The organism is Mesorhizobium norvegicum (assembly GCF_004919685.1).
Classification (GTDB): domain Bacteria; phylum Pseudomonadota; class Alphaproteobacteria; order Rhizobiales; family Rhizobiaceae; genus Mesorhizobium; species Mesorhizobium norvegicum.
In genome coordinates this window covers 100,983-118,873 of record NZ_SMYZ01000004.1, presented here as the reverse complement: position 1 = coordinate 118,873, position 17,891 = coordinate 100,983, and the positions used below count along the sequence as shown (strand labels likewise).

The 17,891-nt window shown below is 63.3% G+C and carries 19 protein-coding genes; 6 read left to right on the top strand and 13 right to left on the bottom strand.

Annotated features, from left to right (window positions below):
* Window positions 1-217: 217 nt before the first annotated feature.
* The 4 genes from FCU66_RS02510 to FCU66_RS02495 are packed head-to-tail and all read left to right on the top strand — an operon-like array spanning window position 218 to window position 4,074.
* Complete coding sequence (locus FCU66_RS02510; protein WP_136619120.1) at window positions 218-1,249, top strand: 2-aminoethylphosphonate ABC transporter substrate-binding protein; 1,032 nt, start codon at window positions 218-220, stop codon at window positions 1,247-1,249.
* Between the two features lie 29 nt (window positions 1,250-1,278).
* Window positions 1,279-2,424 (top strand): ABC transporter ATP-binding protein, encoded by a 1,146-nt coding sequence (locus FCU66_RS02505; RefSeq protein WP_136619119.1) that lies wholly within the window; start codon window positions 1,279-1,281, stop codon window positions 2,422-2,424.
* Window positions 2,417-3,274, top strand: a complete 858-nt coding sequence (locus FCU66_RS02500; RefSeq protein ID WP_136619118.1) for a 2-aminoethylphosphonate ABC transporter permease subunit — start codon at window positions 2,417-2,419, stop codon at window positions 3,272-3,274. The genes FCU66_RS02505 and FCU66_RS02500 overlap by 8 nt, the downstream gene beginning before the upstream one ends.
* Window positions 3,275-3,276: 2 nt before the next feature.
* Entirely contained in the window at window positions 3,277-4,074 is a 798-nt protein-coding gene (locus FCU66_RS02495) for an ABC transporter permease subunit (RefSeq protein WP_136619117.1), read from the top strand.
* 14 nt (window positions 4,075-4,088) lie between these two features.
* Here the strand turns inward: FCU66_RS02495 and FCU66_RS02490 are convergent, their stop codons facing one another.
* The 8 genes from FCU66_RS02490 to FCU66_RS02455 all read right to left on the bottom strand — a co-directional run bounded on the left by FCU66_RS02490 (window position 4,089) and on the right by FCU66_RS02455 (window position 11,411).
* The gene (locus FCU66_RS02490) at window positions 4,089-4,544 is read right to left on the bottom strand and encodes a MaoC/PaaZ C-terminal domain-containing protein (RefSeq protein WP_168991945.1); all 456 of its coding nucleotides are present in this window, start codon (window positions 4,542-4,544) and stop codon (window positions 4,089-4,091) included.
* The gene (locus FCU66_RS02485; RefSeq protein ID WP_136619115.1) at window positions 4,541-5,617 is read right to left on the bottom strand and encodes a Gfo/Idh/MocA family protein; all 1,077 of its coding nucleotides are present in this window, start codon (window positions 5,615-5,617) and stop codon (window positions 4,541-4,543) included. Before FCU66_RS02485 ends, FCU66_RS02490 begins: the two co-directional genes overlap by 4 nt.
* Window positions 5,610-5,939, bottom strand: coding sequence for an L-rhamnose mutarotase (locus tag FCU66_RS02480; RefSeq protein WP_136619114.1), 330 nt, complete (start codon window positions 5,937-5,939; stop codon window positions 5,610-5,612). Before FCU66_RS02480 ends, FCU66_RS02485 begins: the two co-directional genes overlap by 8 nt.
* Window positions 5,940-5,949: 10 nt before the next feature.
* Window positions 5,950-7,062, bottom strand: a complete 1,113-nt coding sequence (locus tag FCU66_RS02475) for a mandelate racemase/muconate lactonizing enzyme family protein (protein WP_136619113.1) — start codon at window positions 7,060-7,062, stop codon at window positions 5,950-5,952.
* 5 nt (window positions 7,063-7,067) lie between these two features.
* The gene (locus FCU66_RS02470; protein ID WP_136619112.1) at window positions 7,068-8,165 is read right to left on the bottom strand and encodes an ABC transporter ATP-binding protein; all 1,098 of its coding nucleotides are present in this window, start codon (window positions 8,163-8,165) and stop codon (window positions 7,068-7,070) included.
* Between the two features lie 4 nt (window positions 8,166-8,169).
* Window positions 8,170-9,036, bottom strand: coding sequence for a carbohydrate ABC transporter permease (locus tag FCU66_RS02465; protein ID WP_008875704.1), 867 nt, complete (start codon window positions 9,034-9,036; stop codon window positions 8,170-8,172).
* Between the two features lie 2 nt (window positions 9,037-9,038).
* Entirely contained in the window at window positions 9,039-9,935 is an 897-nt protein-coding gene (locus FCU66_RS02460) for a carbohydrate ABC transporter permease (RefSeq protein ID WP_136619111.1), read from the bottom strand.
* Between the two features lie 156 nt (window positions 9,936-10,091).
* The gene (locus FCU66_RS02455) at window positions 10,092-11,411 is read right to left on the bottom strand and encodes an ABC transporter substrate-binding protein (protein ID WP_136619110.1); all 1,320 of its coding nucleotides are present in this window, start codon (window positions 11,409-11,411) and stop codon (window positions 10,092-10,094) included.
* 168 nt (window positions 11,412-11,579) lie between these two features.
* Here FCU66_RS02455 and FCU66_RS02450 point away from each other — a divergent pair, with 168 nt between their 5' ends.
* Together FCU66_RS02450 and FCU66_RS02445 are read left to right on the top strand one after the other, a co-directional pair.
* Window positions 11,580-12,365 (top strand): IclR family transcriptional regulator, encoded by a 786-nt coding sequence (locus FCU66_RS02450; protein ID WP_109661711.1) that lies wholly within the window; start codon window positions 11,580-11,582, stop codon window positions 12,363-12,365.
* A 64-nt stretch (window positions 12,366-12,429) separates the two neighbouring features.
* Window positions 12,430-13,269, top strand: a complete 840-nt coding sequence (locus FCU66_RS02445) for an amidohydrolase family protein (RefSeq protein WP_136619109.1) — start codon at window positions 12,430-12,432, stop codon at window positions 13,267-13,269.
* Window positions 13,270-13,279: 10 nt separating this feature from the next.
* Here FCU66_RS02445 and FCU66_RS02440 read toward each other — a convergent pair whose 3' ends face one another.
* The 5 genes from FCU66_RS02440 to FCU66_RS02420 all read right to left on the bottom strand — a co-directional run bounded on the left by FCU66_RS02440 (window position 13,280) and on the right by FCU66_RS02420 (window position 17,890).
* Complete coding sequence (locus FCU66_RS02440) at window positions 13,280-14,440, bottom strand: extracellular solute-binding protein (RefSeq protein WP_136619108.1); 1,161 nt, start codon at window positions 14,438-14,440, stop codon at window positions 13,280-13,282.
* A complete protein-coding gene (locus FCU66_RS02435) occupies window positions 14,437-15,597 on the bottom strand; it encodes a CaiB/BaiF CoA transferase family protein (protein ID WP_136619107.1) in 1,161 nt (386 codons plus the stop codon). Before FCU66_RS02435 ends, FCU66_RS02440 begins: the two co-directional genes overlap by 4 nt.
* A gap of 2 nt (window positions 15,598-15,599) precedes the next feature.
* The gene (locus tag FCU66_RS02430; RefSeq protein ID WP_136619106.1) at window positions 15,600-16,151 is read right to left on the bottom strand and encodes a MaoC family dehydratase; all 552 of its coding nucleotides are present in this window, start codon (window positions 16,149-16,151) and stop codon (window positions 15,600-15,602) included.
* 384 nt (window positions 16,152-16,535) lie between these two features.
* On the bottom strand, window positions 16,536-17,522 hold the full coding sequence (locus FCU66_RS02425) for a Tim44 domain-containing protein (protein ID WP_136619105.1): 987 nt from the start codon (window positions 17,520-17,522) through the stop codon (window positions 16,536-16,538).
* A gap of 74 nt (window positions 17,523-17,596) precedes the next feature.
* Window positions 17,597-17,890: a TFIIB-type zinc ribbon-containing protein gene (locus FCU66_RS02420; protein WP_136619104.1), complete on the bottom strand. Its 294-nt coding sequence runs from the start codon at window positions 17,888-17,890 to the stop codon at window positions 17,597-17,599.
* Between the last annotated feature and the right edge of the window lies 1 nt (window position 17,891).

The window sequence follows — 17,891 nt, the reverse complement described above, 5'->3', positions numbered from 1 at the left end:
GAGCCCGGATTGCCGCCACGACAGCGTTGCGACAATTCCATGACAACTATCAGAAGAACTTTGTCTATCATAAAATAAATAGATTTTACTTATCGATTGCCAATCCCCAGAGTTGCCACAACGACGAGATCGAACGGCGCCGCATGAGCCTCCGGCCCACAGGCGAGATCGTCACAGTGCATCGCAGAATGTGCCATCAATCACAGGGGAACTGATCATGAAATCGCGCAATGCAACCATAGTTATGGCCTTCGCCGCGTCGCTGTTGTCGTCGTCGGCTCTTGTCGGACCGGCGTTCGCCGACGGTGTCGTCACCATCTATTCCGCCGACGGCCTGCATGACGGCAATGGCAGCTGGTTCGAGACCGAATTCGCCGCCTTCACCAAAGCCACCGGCATCACCGTGCAGTACATCGAGGCAGGCTCGGGCGGTGTCGTCGAGCGCGTCGCCAAGGAAAAGTCGAACCCGCAGGCCGACGTGCTGGTGACCTTGCCGCCCTTCGTCCAGCGCGCCGCAGCCGACGGGCTGCTGCAGGATTACAAGCCGGAAGCGGCGGACCAGATCGATGGCGGCACCGACAAGTACCGGCCGCTGGTCAACAACTACATGAACTTCATCTACAACAGCGCCGTGCTGTCGGAAGCGCCGAAGGCCTATAACGATCTGCTCGACCCGAAGTTCAAGGGCAAGATCCAGTACTCGACCCCCGGTCAGGCCGGCGACGGCACCGCCGTCATGCTGCAGGTGATCCATGCCTTCGGCGGTGAGGATGCCGGCTTCGACTTCATGAAGAAACTGCAGGACAACAATGTCGGCCCCTCCGCCTCGACCGGCAAGCTGACGGCACTGGTCAACAAGGGCGAACTGCATGTCGCCAATGGCGATCTGCAGATGAACATGTCGCAGATGGCCGACAATCCCAACATCAAGGTGTTCTGGCCGGCGGGTCCCGACGGTGTGCGCTCCACCTTCGCGCTGCCCTATGAAATCGGCCTGGTCACCGGTGCGCCCAATGCCGACAACGGCAAGAAGCTGATCGACTTCCTGCTGGCCAAGGAAGCGCAGTCGACCATTAGCTCCGTTGCGCTCGGCATGCCGGCGCGCAAGGACGTGAAGCCGGATGACGCCAACTTCGCCAGGGCGCAGGAGGCGATGAAGGGTGTGACCATTTGGTCGCCGAACTGGGACGACGCGCTGAGCAAGCTCCCCGACTACGTCAAGCGCTGGAACGAAGCGACCGGAAGTTGATCCGCAAGGGAAACCTGGAGGACCACGCCATGTCGGCCGCAGCCTTTACTGGTACCAGTGTCATGGACATCGACGCCGCGAAGGTTCGCGGCGCCGGCTCCAACGTCCATTTCGACAAGGTCAGCGTCGCCTATGGCGCGCATGTCGTCCTGCATCCGCTGACCCTGGATATCGCGCCGGGCGAAATCCTGGCGATGATCGGCCCGTCCGGCTCCGGCAAGACCACCGCCCTGCGCGCCGTGGCCGGTTTCGTGCGGCCTGTCAGCGGGCGCATCCGCATCGGCGCCACCGACGTGACCGATCTGCCGCCCTATGAACGTGGGCTCGGCATGGTGGTGCAGAACTACGCGCTGTTTCCGCATATGCGGGTCGAGGACAACGTCGCCTTCGGCCTCAGAGCACAAGGCGCCGACAAGGCGCTGATCGGCGAGCGGATCAAGGATGCGCTCGGCACAGTCGGCATGTTGGCCTATGCCAGGCGCTATCCGCGCGAGCTCTCGGGTGGCCAGCAGCAGCGTGTCGCGATTGCACGCGCACTCGCGGTGCGGCCACGCGTGCTCCTGCTCGACGAGCCGCTTTCGGCGCTCGACGCGCAGATCCGCCGCAACATGGTCGAGGAGATTGCCCGGCTGCACCGCAGCCTGCCGGGTCTGACGATCCTCTACGTCACCCACGACCAGACCGAGGCGCTGACGCTTGCCGACAAGATCGCCATCATGCGCGATGGCAGGGTCTGTTCGCATGGACCGACGACCGAACTCTACCGCCGTCCGCCAAACCGCTTCACTGCCGAGTTCCTCGGCCGCGCCAATCTTCTGCCGGTCACTGTTGCGGAGGCCGTCGGCTCGAAGGGTTTTGCCACGGCAAGGCATGGCGACGCGCTGCTCACAGGCGCCGGCCGCAACGAGAAGGCAGGCGACAAGAGCCTGCTCTGCATCAGGCCGCAGCATCTGAGCCTGACGGCCGATAGTGAACATACCAACCGCATCGTCGGCACGCTCAGGGAAGTGCACTGGCAGGGCGAACTGACCCACCTTGTGCTCGATGTCGACGGCACGCCGGTGCGTGTCTCTGCGACCAGGCTGCCGATCGCCTTGCCCGAACCCGGCGCCAAGGTACCGCTCTTCTTCGCGCCCGCCGACACCTCGCTTCTCCCGGAAGATGCCGGTGTCTGAGGCGGTCGCACTTCGCGCGCCGGCGGTTCGGAGGGAACCCGGAAAGCTGTGGATCGTGCCGCCGGCGGCCCTGCTGGCGCTGCTGTTCTTCTACCCGCTGGCGCTGATCGCCCGGCAGGCCTTCCTCGATGACAGTGGCATCGCCAATTTCGCTGAAGTCATCCGCGTGCTGCATTCGCGCTTCTTCCTCAACGCGCTGATCAACACGGTGTCGATCTCGGTCGCGGCGACAGCCGGATGCCTGGTCGTCGGCCTCGTGCTGGCGCTGATCCTGGCCTTCGTGCCATTCCCCGGCAGCGGCTTCATCGCCCGGCTGATCGATACCTTCATCGCGCTGCCGACATTCCTGGTGACGCTGGCCTTCACCTTCCTCTACGGCTCCGCCGGCATGCTCAATGCCGGGCTGATGGAGACCTTTTCGCTGCCGCTGCCGCCCGTCGATTTCCTCTATTCGGCGTGGGGCGTGATCCTGGCCGAGGTCACTGTCTACACACCCTTCATCCTGCGGCCGCTGCTTGCGGCCTTCTCATTGGTTGACCATGGCCAGATCGAGGCAGCGAGCGTGCTCGGCGCAAGGCCGTTTCGCATCGTCCGTCAAATCATCCTGCCGGCGGCGGTTCCCGCGCTCATCGCCGGCGGCAGCCTGTGCCTGCTTTTGACCGTCAACGAATTCGGCATCGTGCTGTTCATCGGCGCCAAGGGCGTCATCACCCTGCCGCTGCTGATCTACGGCAAGGCGATCCAGGAATCAGCCTATCAGGTCGCCTGCATCATTGCCGTGGTCAACATCGCGCTGTCGCTCGGCCTGTTCGGCCTTTACCGTTTCGCCGCCGGCCGGTTGGGAGCCTAGCCATGCTGGTCTGGTCGCGCTCCGGTCGCCTTGTCCTGTGGCTGCTGTTCGCACTGCTGTTCGGCGTGCTGTTCCTGGCGCCGCTTGCGGTCATCCTCTTGTCCAGCCTCGCCGACCAATGGAACGGTGTGCTGCCCAATGGCCTGACGACGGAGCATTATACCGATGTCGTCAAAGGGCAGGCGTGGAACGCCGTCAAGGCCAGCCTGATCACCGGTTTCCTGGCCAGCGCGCTGGCGCTGGTCAGCGGCACCTGGGCGGCACTGTCGCTGCGCCTCCAGGGTCATGCCTTGCGGCGGTTGCTGGGTCTTTTGTTCTTCATCCCAAGTGCTGTGCCTTCGGTGTCCGTCGGCCTTGGCCTGCTGGTCGCGTTCAGCCATCCGCCGCTGCTGCTCAACGGCACGGTGGCGATCGTCATGATCGCGCATTTCGTGCTGATCTCGGCCTTCACCTTCGGCAATGTCTCGGCCGGCCTGGCACGGCTGTCACCCGATTTCGAGCAGGTGGCGTCGAGCCTCGGCGCGCGGCCCGCCTATCGGCTGTGGCACGTAACGTTGCCCTTGCTCGCGCCCTATCTGGTCGCCGCCTTCGGTCTGAGCTTCGCGCTGTCCATGGGTGAACTCGGCGCCACCGTCATGGTCTACCCGCCGGGTTGGGTGACACTGCCGGTCTCGATCTTCAGCCTCACCGATCGCGGCGACATCTTTGCCGGTGCCGCACTGACCATGATCCTGGTCGTGGCAACGCTGGCCCTGCTGCTCGGGCTCGAACGCATCACCGCGCGCGCCACGGGCTCGTAGGAATTTCCTGAGTCTCAGCCCTGCGCCGGCCTGCGTTCGACGATGTAGATGTGGTCGGCCGCCAGCACCACGTCGCCGCGCTGGTTGATCACCTCGCAGCGCTCGATCACCCGTCCTGAACCCGGTCGCTTCGGGTCGTCTTCCCTGGCTGCGATGGTGGTCCGTGTGCGGATCGTGTCGCCGATGAACACCGGCTTGATGAAGCGCAGCCGGTCATAGCCATAGGAAAAGGCGACGGGATTGACGACGCTTGCCGTCAGGCCAACGCCCACCGAGAACACCAGCGTGCCATGCGCAATGCGCTGGCCGAATGGCGTCGTCTTCATGAACTCGGCATCCATGTGATGCGGGAAGAAATCGCCGGTATGGCCGGCATGGACGATGAAGTCGGTTTCGGTGATGGTGCGGCCGCTGGTAAGGCGCGACGCACCAATCTCATAGTCCTCGAAATACTGGATCTGTTCCATCAGGGTCTTTCCGCGATCGGCGTTGCCGGTGCCGCACTCGATTGATACGCGGCCTCGACCAGCGCCATTGTGCCCCACGCATCTTCGACCGGGCTGATCAGCGTAGCATCTTCTCCGGCCGCAAAGCGCTGGACATTGGCCATGCGGCCGACGAAGGCGTCGGGAAACCACTCGCCGGCCAAGGGCACCGCGACCCAGTCCGTTCCGCCTTTCGGATGGATCTCCAGAATGTCCGGCTCGCCTGTGGGATAGTCGAGATTGAGGCCAAGCTTGAGATAGGCAGCGCCCTCGGTGCCGCAGATGCGGAACTCGCAGGCCTGGTGCCGGCGGCCGAACTTGTGGTCGTGGTTGATCGACAGGGCGCAGCGCACGGTGTCGCCATAGTCGAGAATGGCGCTGGTACGCGTCTGCGCCACCGCGTGTTTGGGGTGGCCGAGCGTCTTGGCGTGGACGCCTTGCGGGTCGCCGAGCAACTGCCGGATCAGATCGAGATAGTGGATCGAATGCATGGCGATCTCGACGCGCGGCGCCTTGAGCAGGAATTCCCACAGCTCCCACGGTGTCGCCAGCGCCAGCCAGGCGTCGAAGTCGACGATCTCGCCGAGCCAGCCCTTGCCGATCGCGTCCTTCAGCGCCAGCATCATCGGCGCGAAGCGCAGCTGGAAGTTCACCGCCGCATGCAGCTTCCTGGCGCGGCAGGTTTCGAGGATCGCAGTAGCCTCGGCAAGGTTGCTGCCCATCGGCTTCTGGATCAGCGCTACGGCGCCATCGGGCAAGGATTTCAGCACATCGGCATGACGCGAGGGCGGCGTCGCGAGGTCGAAGATCGCACCCTCGACGGCGGCAGCCTCCTCGGCCGAGCGAAAGGCTGTCACGCCCCATTGGTTGGCCAGTTTTTCAGCTCTGGCGTGGTCGGGGTCGTAGAGGCCGGCGATAGGAAAGCCGGCCTTCCGATAGGCCGGGAAATGCGCGTCGCCGACGATCGATCCGGCGCCGAAGGTGACGATCGGCCGGGGCTTGGAGGGTTTGGGCCAGGACTGGACGAGCAAGGCAGGGTCGAAACCGCCTTCAGTCATGATGGAAGACCTCATCCATCTCAGCCCACCACTCGCCTTCCTTTCGGGTCGCCAACGGCTCCTGGCAAGGCATGCAGACCGCCCACCATTCCTGCGTCTTCGGGTCGGCCGCCATCTTGGCCATGTCGGCGGCATAGTCGGTGCCATGGTACTCGAACGTGCTGAACAGCAGGTTCTCCGGCCGCTTCAGGTAGATCGAATAGTTCTTGATGTTGCAGGCCGAGATCATGGTCAGCACATCGGGCCAGACGGCGGCATGCAGGCGGACATACTCCTCGACCTTTTCCGGCTTCAGTCCCAGAACCATCCCCATCCGCTGCATATCAGTTCCCCTATTTGGTGATCGCCGTGGTGAATTCGGCGATGCTCATGGCCTTGACCGCGTCCCAGTCCCAGTCGATGCCGATGCCCGGTTCGTCCGGCGCCAGCGCCTGGCCATCCTCGATGCGCATTCGCTTGCCGGTCAACTGGTCGAGTTGCGGAATGTACTCGACATATCGGCCGTTCTGAACAGCGCAGGTCAGGCTGACATGCAGCTCCATCAGGAAATGTGGACAGACCGGAATGTCGAAGGCCTCCGCCGCGTGCGCAATCTTGAGCCAGGGCGTGATGCCGCCGATGCGGCCGACATCGACCTGCACGATCGAGCAGGCGCCTTTCTGCATGTATTCGCGAAAATGCCGGATGGAGTAGAGTGACTCGCCGATGGCGATCGGCGTTGGCGTCGAGTTCGACAGGCGCACATGCCCGTCAATGTCGTCGGCCGGCAGCGGCTCCTCGATCCAGGCGAGGTCAAGCTCGCGCAGCCTGGCGGCACGCCGGATCGCCTCGTCGACCGAGAATCCCTGATTGGCATCGGTCATGATCTCGTAGCCGTCGCCGACCGCCTTGCGCACCGCCGACAGGCGGGCAAGATCTTCCGAGCCGTGCGGTCTGCCGATCTTCACCTTCGAGCCGCGAAAGCCCTTCCCCTTGGCAGCCAACGCATCGTCGACCAGCGCCTGCGTCTCGATGTGCAGCCAGCCGCCTTCGGTCGTGTAGAGCGGGCAGCGGTCCTTGGCGCCGCCGGCCAGTTTCCACAAAGGCAGGTTCTGCTTCTTCGCCCGCAGATCCCAAAGTGCTGTATCGATGGCGGCGATGGCGATGGCCGTGATTGCGCCGATGGTGGTGGCATGCGTGGTGAATTCGAGATCGTGCCAGATCGCCTCGATCCTATCGGGGTCGCGGCCGATCAGGCGCGGCACCAGATGGTCGGACAGGAGCCGCATCACCGACGAACCGCCGGTGCCGATCGTGTAGCTGTAACCGGTGCCGACCGCGCCGTCGGAATCGGTGATGGTGACGATCGGCGTTTCCTGGCTGACGAAGCTCTGGATCGCGTCGGTGCGCTTGACCTTGGGCACAAGGTCCACCATCCGCAATTCGACTTTCTCAATTCTGGTCATGCCGATCAGCTCCGCAATGTCTTTCCGGTCTCAGTGGCAAACAGATGCGCCTGCGACATGTCGAGGCTCATGGCGACCCGCTCGCCCGGCCTCAGCGGTCTCGGGTTCAGCATGCGCGTCACCCAATCCGTGCCGTTGAATTCGACGAACACCAGCGTCTCGTTGCCGAGCGGTTCGGTGACGGTGATCGGCAGTTCGATCTGGTGGACGTCGGCCGCACCGCCGGAACTGATGCCATGGCCGGTCGGATAGATGTCGTCCGGCCGCAGCCCGAACACGACCTTATCGGCGGTCGCGACGTTGGCCTTGAACTGGCCGGGCAGCGGCAGTCTTTCGCCGCTGGCGAAAACCATCTGGCCGTCATCGATCGTGGCCTCGTGCAAATTCATCGGCGGCGAGCCGATGAAGCCGGCGACGAAGCGTGTCGCCGGCCGCCGGAAGACCTCGTCGGGCGTGCCTACCTGTTCGATATGGCCGTCGCGCATGATGACGATGCGGTCGGCGAGCGTCATCGCTTCGACCTGGTCATGGGTGACGTAGATCACCGTCGATTGCACCTTGGCATGAAGCTTCTTGATCTCGGTGCGCATCTGCGTGCGCAATTTGGCGTCGAGGTTGGAGAGTGGCTCGTCGAACAGGAACACGTCTGGATCGCGCACGATGGCGCGGCCCATGGCGACGCGCTGGCGCTGGCCGCCGGACAGTTGCGACGGGCGACGATCCAGCAGCGTGTCGAGGCCGAGGATGGCCGAGGCCTCGGCGACGCGGCGCTCCATGTCTTCCTTGGCCGCCCCCGCGATCTTCAGGGAAAAGCCGAGGTTCTCGCGCACCGTCATGTGCGGATAGAGCGCGTAGGACTGGAACACCATCGAGATGTTGCGCGAGCGCGGCGGCAGGTCGTTGACGACACGCCCGCCGATCTCGATCGAGCCGGCGCTGATTTCTTCCAGCCCGGCGATCATGCGCAGCGTCGTCGACTTGCCGCAGCCGGACGGGCCGACCAGGGCGATGAATTCGCGGTCGGCGATATCGAGGTTGATGCCATGCACGATCCCGATATTGCCGTAGCGCTTGGTCAGCTTGGTGAGGGTAACGGTTGCCATTGGATCAGCCTTTCACCGCGCCGGAGGTCAGGCCGCCGACAAGGTGTTTCTGGACGATGTAGGTGAGGGTGAGCGCCGGGATGATCATCACCACGGCCAGCGCGCACATGCCGCGCCAGTCTATGGTGAACTCGGCCGTGTAGTCGAGCAGGCCGACCGGCAGCGTCTTGGCGCTCACCGAGCGGGTCAACTGCGAGGCCAGCGCGAACTCGTTCCAGCAGGTCAGGAAGGCGAAGATTGCGGCAGACGCAATGCCCGGTCCGGCGAGCGGGAACTCGACCTGCCAGAACGCCTGCCAGCGCGTGCAGCCATCAATCTGCGCCGCCTCCGCGAGGTCCTTGGGCACCTGACGGAAGAAGCCGTCGATCAACCAGATCGTGAACGGCACGTTGAGCGCGACATAGGCGAGGATCAGTCCGAAATGCGTGTCGATGATGCCGAGCCGCACATAGAGGAAGAACAGCGGCAGCGAGAGCGCAATGCCCGGCACCGTGCGCGTCAGCATCAGGCCGAGGAACACGCTCGATTTGCCGCGGAAGCGGTAGCGCGCGAAGGCATAGCCGCCGGCCATGCCGATGGCCACCGCGATCACCGTCGAGGTCACCGAGATGATCAGCGAGTTGCGGAAATATTCGATGACAGGGATGCCGCCCTTGCCGATACCGCTGAACATCGCGACATAGGCGTCGAACGAAATCTCCTGCGGGATCCACACCGGCGGCTTGGCCATGATCTCGACGGTCGGCCGTAGCGACGAGATGACGATCCACAGGCCCGGCAGGCAGATCGTCAGCATCGCCAGGAACAGGCCGATGCGATAGACGATGCCCGTGAGCCGGCGCTTCAGGCGGGCGGAAGAATTCTCGTCCATCTTCACCACTCCGCACCGATCTGCGTGCGCGCCGCGGCGAGCTTGTTGAAGAAATAGACGGTGAAGGCGATCGACAGCAGGATCGAGAAATAGGCCATGGCGTTGGCCATGCCCATGCGCCCGTCGCTGTAGGCGGTGCGCGCCACCAATGTCCAAAGCAGCTCGGTGCGTCCCGCCGGTCCGCCATCGGTCATGATCTTGACGATGTCATAGGCGCGCGCCACGTCGAGCGAGCGGATGGTCATGGCGATGTAGGCGAAAGGCATGACGAACGGCCACGTCACATAGCGGAATGTCTGCCACGGCGTGCAGCCGTCGACGCGCGCCGCCTCGATCGGCTCCTTGGGCATCGCCAGCAGACCGGCGAGGATCAGGATGGCGAAGATCGCCGTCGACGACCAGATCTCGGCGATCGAAATGGCGATGAAGGCGAGATGGCCTTCGATCAGCCACGGTATGGCATCCCTGGTGATGCCGAGTGATTGCAGCGCATTGTTCACCAGGCCGATATTGTCGTTGAACATGAACTTGAACTGGAAGCCGACCAGGATCGGCGAGAACATCATCGGAAACATCATCAGCGTGCGCAGGATGCGCTGGCCGCGCGTCGCCTTCTCGACCAGCATGGCGAGGCCAAGGCCGAGCAGCATTTCAAGATTGAGCGCGATGGTCAGCAGCAGAACCGTGCGGCCGAAGGCCCACCAGAAATCGGTGTTGGACAGGATCGAAAGATAGTTCCGGATGCCGATGAAGACGTAAAATGTCTCGGGCTTGGTCAGGCGGAACGGCGTGAAGCTGGAGTACAGGGACAACAGCAGCGGTACCACGACAACCGCCGCCAGCACGATGCCAGCCGGAAGCAGCAGCAGGAATGGCGCGGATGGCTTGAAGCCCTTCATCAGAATTCCTGTAAGGCATTGCATTAGGTTGTCGGCGCCTGTCGAGGCGAGGGCCGGGCGATAGAAGAGTCAAATTGGATCGGCCAGCGCTCTTGCCCGGCAAGACGCGATCGCCTCCCCCATTCATGATGGGGGAGGCAGTCCTGGGAGTAGTTTCTACAGCTTGCCGGCGTCCTGGAGGATTTGCGTTGCCTTGGCAGCCGCTTCGTCCAGTGCCTGCTTGGAGGTCTTGTCGCCGAGGATCGCCGCCTGCAGCTCGGGATAGACGGCGTTCGAGATCTCGATCCACTCAGGCGTCTGCGGCACGGCAAAGGCGTGCTTGGCCTCTTCCTGGAAGGCGGTAAGAACCTCCTTCTTGTAAGGATCGTTTTCGGCCTGCTTCAGGTCCCAGTCCCAGACCGCGGTACGGGTCGGCAGCGGGCCGGCGGCGGCCTCGAGCTTCTGGCTGTCCTCGTTGGTCAGCCACCACACCAGCGAGGCCGCTGCCTCCTTGTTCGGGCAGTTCTCGGTCACCGAGAAGCCATGGAAGCCGGACCAGCCGGTGCGCTTGCCGGAAGAGCCCTTCGGCGCGACTTTCACGCCGACATTGCCCGCGACCTTCGACGACTTCGGATCGTTGAAGAAGCCTGCCCAACCCGGCCAGTCGAGGTTGATGGCGACGGTGCCGGAAGCAAAGCCCTGGCCGAGATCGTCCCAGAGATAGTTGGTGGTTCCGGCCGGCACGGCCTTGGCCTTGTAGAGGTTGACGAACCAGTCGAGCGCCCGGATGCCGGCCTCGGAATTGAAGACGGGCTTGCCGTCCTTGTCGAGGTACTCGCCGCCTTCGGCAACCACCATCTCGTAGAAGCGGCCGTTGATCGCCTCTTCCTTGCCGGCGAACTGCGTGCCGTAGAAATTGGGCGGGTTGGCGAAGAACTCGGCCTGGTCGGTGACCTCCTTCCAGGTGTCCGGCGGCACCAGATCATAGCCATATTTCGCCTTGAACTTGGTCTTGTTGTCGGCGTTCTCGTACAGGCTCTTCTGGTAGTAGAGCGCCGAAACGTCGAACTGGGCGCGCGGCAGCATCTCCAGCTTGCCGTCGATGGTGGCCGACTTGATCGTCGACGGCACAAAGGCGTCGATCTCCGCCTTGGGCAGCAATTTGCTCAGGTCGGTGTAGAGGCCCGTATATTGCGGCGCGAAGGACGAATGGTTCCAGCCGACGCACCAGTTGGTGCTGCCCGAAGCAATGTCGGACTTGAGCTCCTTGTCGATGTCGAAGCCGTTCTTCTTGGTCAGGATGTTGACCTTGGCGCCGGTCGCCTTCTCCCATTCGGGGATGCGCTCGTAGAGTTTTTCATATTGCTGGCCGCCGATCAGCTTCACGTCGACGGTCACGCCTTCGAACTTGCCGGGCAGGTCGCCGGCGAGGGCAGCGCCTGCACCTGACGCAAGCATCAATATGCCGGCGGACACGCCGGAAAGCAGTCTGTTCATTGGTATCCTCCCTTGGTGCGCCTCAGCGGCGACCGCAACTCGTCTGATGACAAGAAGTGCTACATTCATATACAAACAAAACATTCACGGATACGTCAAGGCGAAATTTGTTTCCGCCAGACGTGTTCCTGCGTATATGAAGGGCAAAATTCACTGGAGGGATGAGCCATGGACGACAGCGAAGACGAGCGCTATCGCGCGCCGGCGCTCGACAAGGGGCTCGATATCCTTGAACTGCTGGCGGGCGTCGACGGCGGCCTGACGCAGGCCGAAATCGCCAAGAAGCTCGACCGCAGCCCCAACGAATTCTACCGCATGCTGGACCGGCTGGTGCGGCGCGGTTATGTCACCAGGCTCGACGGCGACCGCTATTCGCTGACGCTCAAGCTGTTCGGCCTGGCGCAATTGCATGCGCCGGTGCGGCGGCTGGTTTCCTACGCCACGCCGCTGATGCGCGAACTGGCCGAGACTTCGCAGCAGGCCAACCAACTCGTTGTTTTTGATCGCGGTTCCGCCGTCGTCATCGGTCAGCAGGAGGCACCGAATTATTGGGGCATCTCGATCCGTGTCGGCTCGCACATCAGCCTGTTCGACACGGGTTCGGGCCATGTGCTGCTCGCCTTCCGCTCGCCGGAAGAGCGGCAGATGATGATATCGGAACATGTCCGCAGCACCGACAAGACGGCGCAATCGGCCGAGTTCTTCACCCGTCTCGACCAGATCCGCGACCGCGGCTACGAGATGATGGCCTCGATGCAGACCGCCGGCGTCTTCAACCTCTCCGCCCCGGTGCGCAGTTCCGACGGCAAGGCGATCGCCGCGCTGTCGATTCCCTACATCACCGTCGTCAACGCGCCTTCGGCGCCCGACATCACAAGGACGATCGAGCTGCTGCTGGTCACGGCGGAAAAGCTGTCGCACCTCGCCGGCTCTGCGGTCGGCTCATCGGCGTAAATTCTTATTTGAATGAAGAATTCCTCCGTGAGATGATTTGAAAAGCCCGGAGGAGGAGCCAGCCATGATCATCGACACCCATCTGCATCTCATCGATCGCTCGGCCCTGCGCTACCCCTGGCTCGCCGGCGTGCCGGCGCTCAACCGCGATTTCGCCTATGAGGATTACGCCGTGGAGGCGCACCGTGTCGGCGTCGAGCGCGTGCTGCATATGGAGGTCGATGTCGATCCGGCCGACATCGAGGCCGAGACCGCTCGTGTCGAAGTACTGTCACGGCAACCCGGCAGCATGCTGGCCGGGGTGATCGCGTCCTGCCGGCCCGAAGAGGCGGACTTTCCCGCCTATCTCGAGCGTCAGCGAGTAACCCCTTTCGTCAAGGGCTTCCGCCGCGTGCTGCATGTGATGCCCGACGAGCTTTCGGAGGGCGCGCTGTTTCGCGACAACATCAAGCGGCTTGGCGGTACGGGCCTGACCTTCGATCTCGTCGTGCTGCCGCACCAGATCCCGAAGGCGATCGCGCTGGCCGATCTGGCGCCCGATGTCCAGTTCGTGCTCGACCATTGCGGCGTCCCCGATATCAAGGGCGGAGCCGAGCATCCGTGGCGCGAACACATGAGCGAGATCGCGCGGCGCCCGAACGTCACGGCCAAGATTTCCGGGGTCGTCGCCTATGCCGATGCGGGCAGCTGGACGGCTGAGACGCTGCGCCCTTACGTCGAGCACACAATCGGTGCGTTTGGCTGGGACCGTGTCGTCTGGGGCAGCGACTGGCCGGTCTGCACGCTTGGCGGCGGCCTGTCGACCTGGGTGGCGGCGACCCATGCGCTGCTTTCAGGTTGCAGCATTGCGGAGCGCGACAGGCTTTTGTCCGCGAATGCCCGCAAGCTGTGGCGGCTCGACTGACTGGGTTCGCTCACGCTTCATAGGCAGCGCCGGGCGCCGGAGAACTTTCCCGAAACAGGCGATTGAGATCGGCAACGACCGCGGCGGCTTTGTGCCGAGAGGTCATGCCGGAAAGGATGCGGTCGGACGCGGCCTGCTGGAACGCCATGTAGCCGTCATGGCGTGGCCGCACCCATGCGCCTTCCAGCGTCGCGCGCGTATCCCGATAGAAATTGCCGGTCGCTTCATTGATGGTCTGGTCCTCCCAGGCCGCGGCATGGCCGGGCTGGCCGCCGGCGGCGGCATAGGCGCCGCGCTGGACATCGCCGCTGGCGACCCAGTAGGCGAAATCGATCGCGGCATCTTTCGCGCTGGAAAACGCCGAAACCGCTATGCCGGTGCCACCGAGCGCTGAACCGACCGGACCAACGGAACCGATGACCGGGATGTCGGCGAAGGCCAACCGGTTTGCCCGAAAACCAGCCATGGCATAGGAAACGTAGCCGTAGATCAGCGGCGCGCAGACGATACGGGAACCGGCCTCTGCCATGCGTTCCGAGACGGCAATCGGATCCATCTCGAAGCAGGCCGGGTCGACCAGCGCTGCGATCTCCCGCATCGTCTCAAACACTTCGCTGCCGGTTCCAAGATCAATGAGATCGCGGGACGGATCGGTCGCGCAAGAATGTCCGAGATTGCCGGCAAGCGTGTAGAACACCATCAGCACATGCGGCGGGCGCAGCGGCAGCAGCACGCGGCCTTGCCGGGCAAGATCGAGCACGTCGCTCCACCGCGCCGGCGGCGCATCGAGCGCGTCCGGCCGCCATGCCTGGACCTGTGTCGCCGCATCGATCGGGAAGGCCCATTGCCGTCCCTGCCAGTTGTAGCTCGGATAGGATTGGCCGACGCTGCCAGAGGCGAGCGCGGCGAGCTCCGTCCCGCGACCGTTGACGTCGAGAGGCTCGAGGCAGCGTTCCGCCGTGATCTGGCCGACATGCGGGTGGTCGATGACGATGAGGTCATAGGCGCGCGCCAGTTCCTCAACGGGGAAGGATTCGAAATCCTGCAGCGAGCGCTTGTCCCATTCGACGGCAACACCAGTCTTCTGCTCCCAGAGAGAGGAACAGGCGACCATTGGGTCGTAGCCACGCGGATGGCTCCAGGTCATGCCTTTGAGCGTGGGCAGGCTCACAGGCCGAACTCCGCGCGGATTGCAGCACTATGCTCGCCGATGCGCGGCGCGGCCCGATCGACCTTGGCTCTGATACCATCGACCCTGAGCGGCGAACTGGTGGTGAGGATCGATACGTCATCCTCGCGCGTCACCGTCTGCAGCATGTCGAGCGACTGGAACCCTTCGCTCGCCAGCATTTCCGGCCAGGTCAGCACCTTGGCGCACCAGATGTCGGCGGGTTCGAGAATGGCAAGCCATTCGTCGATGGTTTTGGTGGCGATCCTTTGCGCGATGATCGCCTTGATGTCGTCGCGCGCGGTGAACCACGACGCAGGCTTGTCGCGATAGGGTGCGAGTTCGCTGAGCGACAGCAGATCGGCCAGCTTGGGGATCGGCGTCATGGCTATGGCGAGATAGCCGTCCTTTGCCGGGTAGACGCCGTAAGGCGCCGACAGATAGGCGTGCGCACTGCGGAAGTTGGAGCGTTTGGGCAAGCGGCGGCCGTCATTGAGATGCGTGGTCAGCACCTCGAACTGGAAGTCGACCAGCGCTTCCAACAAGCTGGTCTCGATATGGCTTCCCTGACGGGTGATGCCGCGCCGCACCAGTGCTGCCAGAATACCTTGCGCGCAGGCCGCACCGGCCAGCATATCGCCGATGGCGAGGCCGAACGGCACCGGCCCCTGGTCCTCGTCGCCGTTCAGCCACATCACGCCGGAGCGCGATTGCGCCAGCAGGTCCTGGCCGGGCCGCTTGACCCACGGACCGTCCTCGCCATAGCCACTGATCGAGGCATAGACCAGCCGTGGGTTGATCTTGCGGACGGCTTCATAGTCCAAGCCGAGCCGTTCGATGACGCCCGGCCGGAAATTCTGGATCAGCACGTCGGCCTTGGCCAGAAGGCCGCGCAGTACCGTGAGATCCGCCTCGTTCTTGAGGTCGACAGCAAGACTTTCCTTGGCCCGGTTGATGGCATGGAAGATGGTGGAATCGCCGCCGATCTCGGTGTCGCTGAGATAGAGCCGGCGCGACAGGTCGCCGCCATCCGGACGCTCGATCTTGATGACGCGGGCGCCGAGATCGAGCAGCCTGAGCGAGCAGTAAGGCCCGGACAGGAACTGGCTCATGTCGACGACGACAAGACCGGCGAGCGGCAATTCGGCTGCTGCCGGCATCGCTATTTCTCCGTCTTGCCGACGAAGTCGGCGGGGTTGCGGTACTTCACCGTCTGCAGATGCTCGCAATAGAGAACGAGTTCGCCTTCGCCCTTGAACACCTCATAGCTGGCGCGGATCAGCCCCATTTCCTTGTAGCGGGGCTTCTTGTCCAGGTTGGAGCGGATCGAATAGATCGTGTCGCCAATGAAGACAGGCTTTATGAAACGTAGTCTGTCGTAGCCATAGGAAAAGGCATTGACGCAATTGGTGGCGACCAGACCAAGGCCTGCCGAAAAGACGAAAGCGCCGGCAATCAGCCGCTTGCCGAAAATGCCTTCGCTCTCGGCAAACATCTGGTCCTGCACATAGGGGTGGATGTCGAGCACCAGCGTGTTGAAAAGGTGGCTGTCGCCTTCCGCCATCGTGCGGCGCAATGAGCGGATTTTCTGGCCGACTGGCCAGTCCTCATAGAACCAGTTTTCGGCGTTCCACACCGGCAGCGCGGCGTGATCTTCAGGCATGTTCTTGGGATACGTCGAGGCGACGCCGACCGTGGGCGCGAAGTCGTTCATGGCCGGCTCCGCCAGTCTTGCCGGAAGTGCCGCGCAATCGTTTGAACACGCGTCAAGGCGCCTGAATGCACGACGTCTCCTCCCTCCAATCTTCTTTTGTAAATAGTATTTTCACATATGAGGCTTCGTTGCAAGCGTGAACAGGCGAAATTCTCACGCCTCCCGCGCGCCGAAGTGCTGGCGGGCAGGGGAGGAAATCATATAGGGATTGTCTGGTCTTTGCCGGCAGCCTGAACCGCGAGGCCCCCTGTTTTCAGGGCGCTCGCGGTGCTGGTCTCAGCGTTTTGCGCGCCATCGAGATCGGCACGCCGATGTGTGTCAGGATCGTGAGCTGAACGCCCGCAATTGCCCATCACATCGAAGGCTCGACAAAACGAGCCGGGCTCAAGCCTGTTGTATTGCCGAGAGCTTCCAGTTCGATCCATTCTCACGCACGAAGGTCCACAGCTCGGTCGTCTCTGTCGGGTGATCAGCGTCACCCTCGACGACCTTGCCGCTGGCCCGTTCGCGCGTCACGTCGCGAGACTCGTAGCGCAAGGCGGCCGTGGCGTAGTCGTGGTCATCCTCGCGCCAGCTTTCGGCCACGTCGGCCTGCAGCAAGTGGATGTCCGTTACCTCGTTCCTGAGACCTTTCTGGGCATTGTCGGCCAGCTCCTCGGACAGGTAGGACACCATCTCGGGGGTCGTCGCCCGGCGCAGGGCGGCATGGTCTTCGCGCCCGAATGCTTCCTGGACATCGGTCAACAGCTGCTGGAATGCGTCGAGATCGGTCTGGGCCAGCGTGATCTCCTCAGAGGCCGCGGCCGGAGAGCCTCCGCCCGATCCGCCGCCAAAGCCGGGAATTGTGAAGGAGCCTGCAGTTTGCTGTTGTGCCGTTGCGCGGTTCTCAAATCGCGAAGCCTGGACATTGCCGGCACCGGCGAGCGCCGGGGCAGGACCACGCGCCGACTGCGAGCGGAAGAACCTGATAGCCAGCATGATTGCGCCACCGATGAGCAGGGCCTGAAGCAAGAAGCCGAACATGCCGGCCAGACCGCCGAAGCCTTGGCCCACGAGCAGTCCGATCAGCCCGCCGAGCAGCAGGCCGCGCATCATTGTTCCACCGAAGCCGCTCATGAAGCCGGGCCTCTGCAGGCCGGCCTGTGGCTGTCGGGCCGCGTTGTTCACGCCGGTGCTGGGCGTCATCGAACGCTCGACCGGAGCGGTCGGCGCTGGCGCTGTTCTGGTCGGCGGCGCCGATTGGAACGTACGCGTGCCGCGACTGCCGAAACTGCCGCCGCGACGGGCCTCGGCATGGTCCATCGCGACCATCGAGAATGCCAGGAACAGTCCGGCAAAGAGGGTGGCAAATCGGCTGGTTCGAGACATCATCGGGGATGACCTTTATCGATGTGGTTTTCGGGAATTTTCAACAAACGCCGGCACGGGTCCCGGGCGTCATGCCGTCAATCGAACAACTCTTCGAAGAACGATTTCTTCCGCTTCGGATAGCGGTGGCCCTGCGAGCGGGAATAATCGTCATCGCGGCCCTGGCCATGTTGCGGCGGGGAGAATGCTGCCGGCTGCGGCGCGGGCGCCGCTTCCCTGCCGGAACGCTCGATGATCTTGTCGAGTTCCCCTCGATCAAGCCAGACGCCGCGGCACTGCGGACAGTAATCGATCTCGATACCCTGGCGTTCGCTCATCACGAGCGCGACGCGGCAGGAGGGGCAAACCATACCAAGGAGGGAAGATGTCATG

Excerpts from the sequence above, each read along its gene's own strand:
- FCU66_RS02460 (WP_136619111.1), bottom strand. The coding sequence starts at position 9,935 with ATGAAGGGCTTCAAGCCATCCGCGCCATTCCTGCTGCTGCTTCCGGCT.
- FCU66_RS02425 (WP_136619105.1), bottom strand. The coding sequence starts at position 17,522 with ATGATGTCTCGAACCAGCCGATTTGCCACCCTCTTTGCCGGACTGTTC.
- FCU66_RS02465 (WP_008875704.1), bottom strand. The coding sequence starts at position 9,036 with ATGGACGAGAATTCTTCCGCCCGCCTGAAGCGCCGGCTCACGGGCATC.
- FCU66_RS02470 (WP_136619112.1), bottom strand. The coding sequence starts at position 8,165 with ATGGCAACCGTTACCCTCACCAAGCTGACCAAGCGCTACGGCAATATC.
- FCU66_RS02510 (WP_136619120.1), top strand. The coding sequence starts at position 218 with ATGAAATCGCGCAATGCAACCATAGTTATGGCCTTCGCCGCGTCGCTG.
- FCU66_RS02495 (WP_136619117.1), top strand. The coding sequence starts at position 3,277 with ATGCTGGTCTGGTCGCGCTCCGGTCGCCTTGTCCTGTGGCTGCTGTTC.
- FCU66_RS02445 (WP_136619109.1), top strand. The coding sequence starts at position 12,430 with ATGATCATCGACACCCATCTGCATCTCATCGATCGCTCGGCCCTGCGC.
- FCU66_RS02485 (WP_136619115.1), bottom strand. The coding sequence starts at position 5,617 with ATGACTGAAGGCGGTTTCGACCCTGCCTTGCTCGTCCAGTCCTGGCCC.
- FCU66_RS02450 (WP_109661711.1), top strand. The coding sequence starts at position 11,580 with ATGGACGACAGCGAAGACGAGCGCTATCGCGCGCCGGCGCTCGACAAG.
- FCU66_RS02430 (WP_136619106.1), bottom strand. The coding sequence starts at position 16,151 with ATGAACGACTTCGCGCCCACGGTCGGCGTCGCCTCGACGTATCCCAAG.
- FCU66_RS02455 (WP_136619110.1), bottom strand. The coding sequence starts at position 11,411 with ATGAACAGACTGCTTTCCGGCGTGTCCGCCGGCATATTGATGCTTGCG.
- FCU66_RS02435 (WP_136619107.1), bottom strand. The coding sequence starts at position 15,597 with ATGCCGGCAGCAGCCGAATTGCCGCTCGCCGGTCTTGTCGTCGTCGAC.
- FCU66_RS02420 (WP_136619104.1), bottom strand. The coding sequence starts at position 17,890 with ATGACATCTTCCCTCCTTGGTATGGTTTGCCCCTCCTGCCGCGTCGCG.
- FCU66_RS02475 (WP_136619113.1), bottom strand. The coding sequence starts at position 7,062 with ATGACCAGAATTGAGAAAGTCGAATTGCGGATGGTGGACCTTGTGCCC.
- FCU66_RS02480 (WP_136619114.1), bottom strand. The coding sequence starts at position 5,939 with ATGCAGCGGATGGGGATGGTTCTGGGACTGAAGCCGGAAAAGGTCGAG.
- FCU66_RS02505 (WP_136619119.1), top strand. The coding sequence starts at position 1,279 with ATGTCGGCCGCAGCCTTTACTGGTACCAGTGTCATGGACATCGACGCC.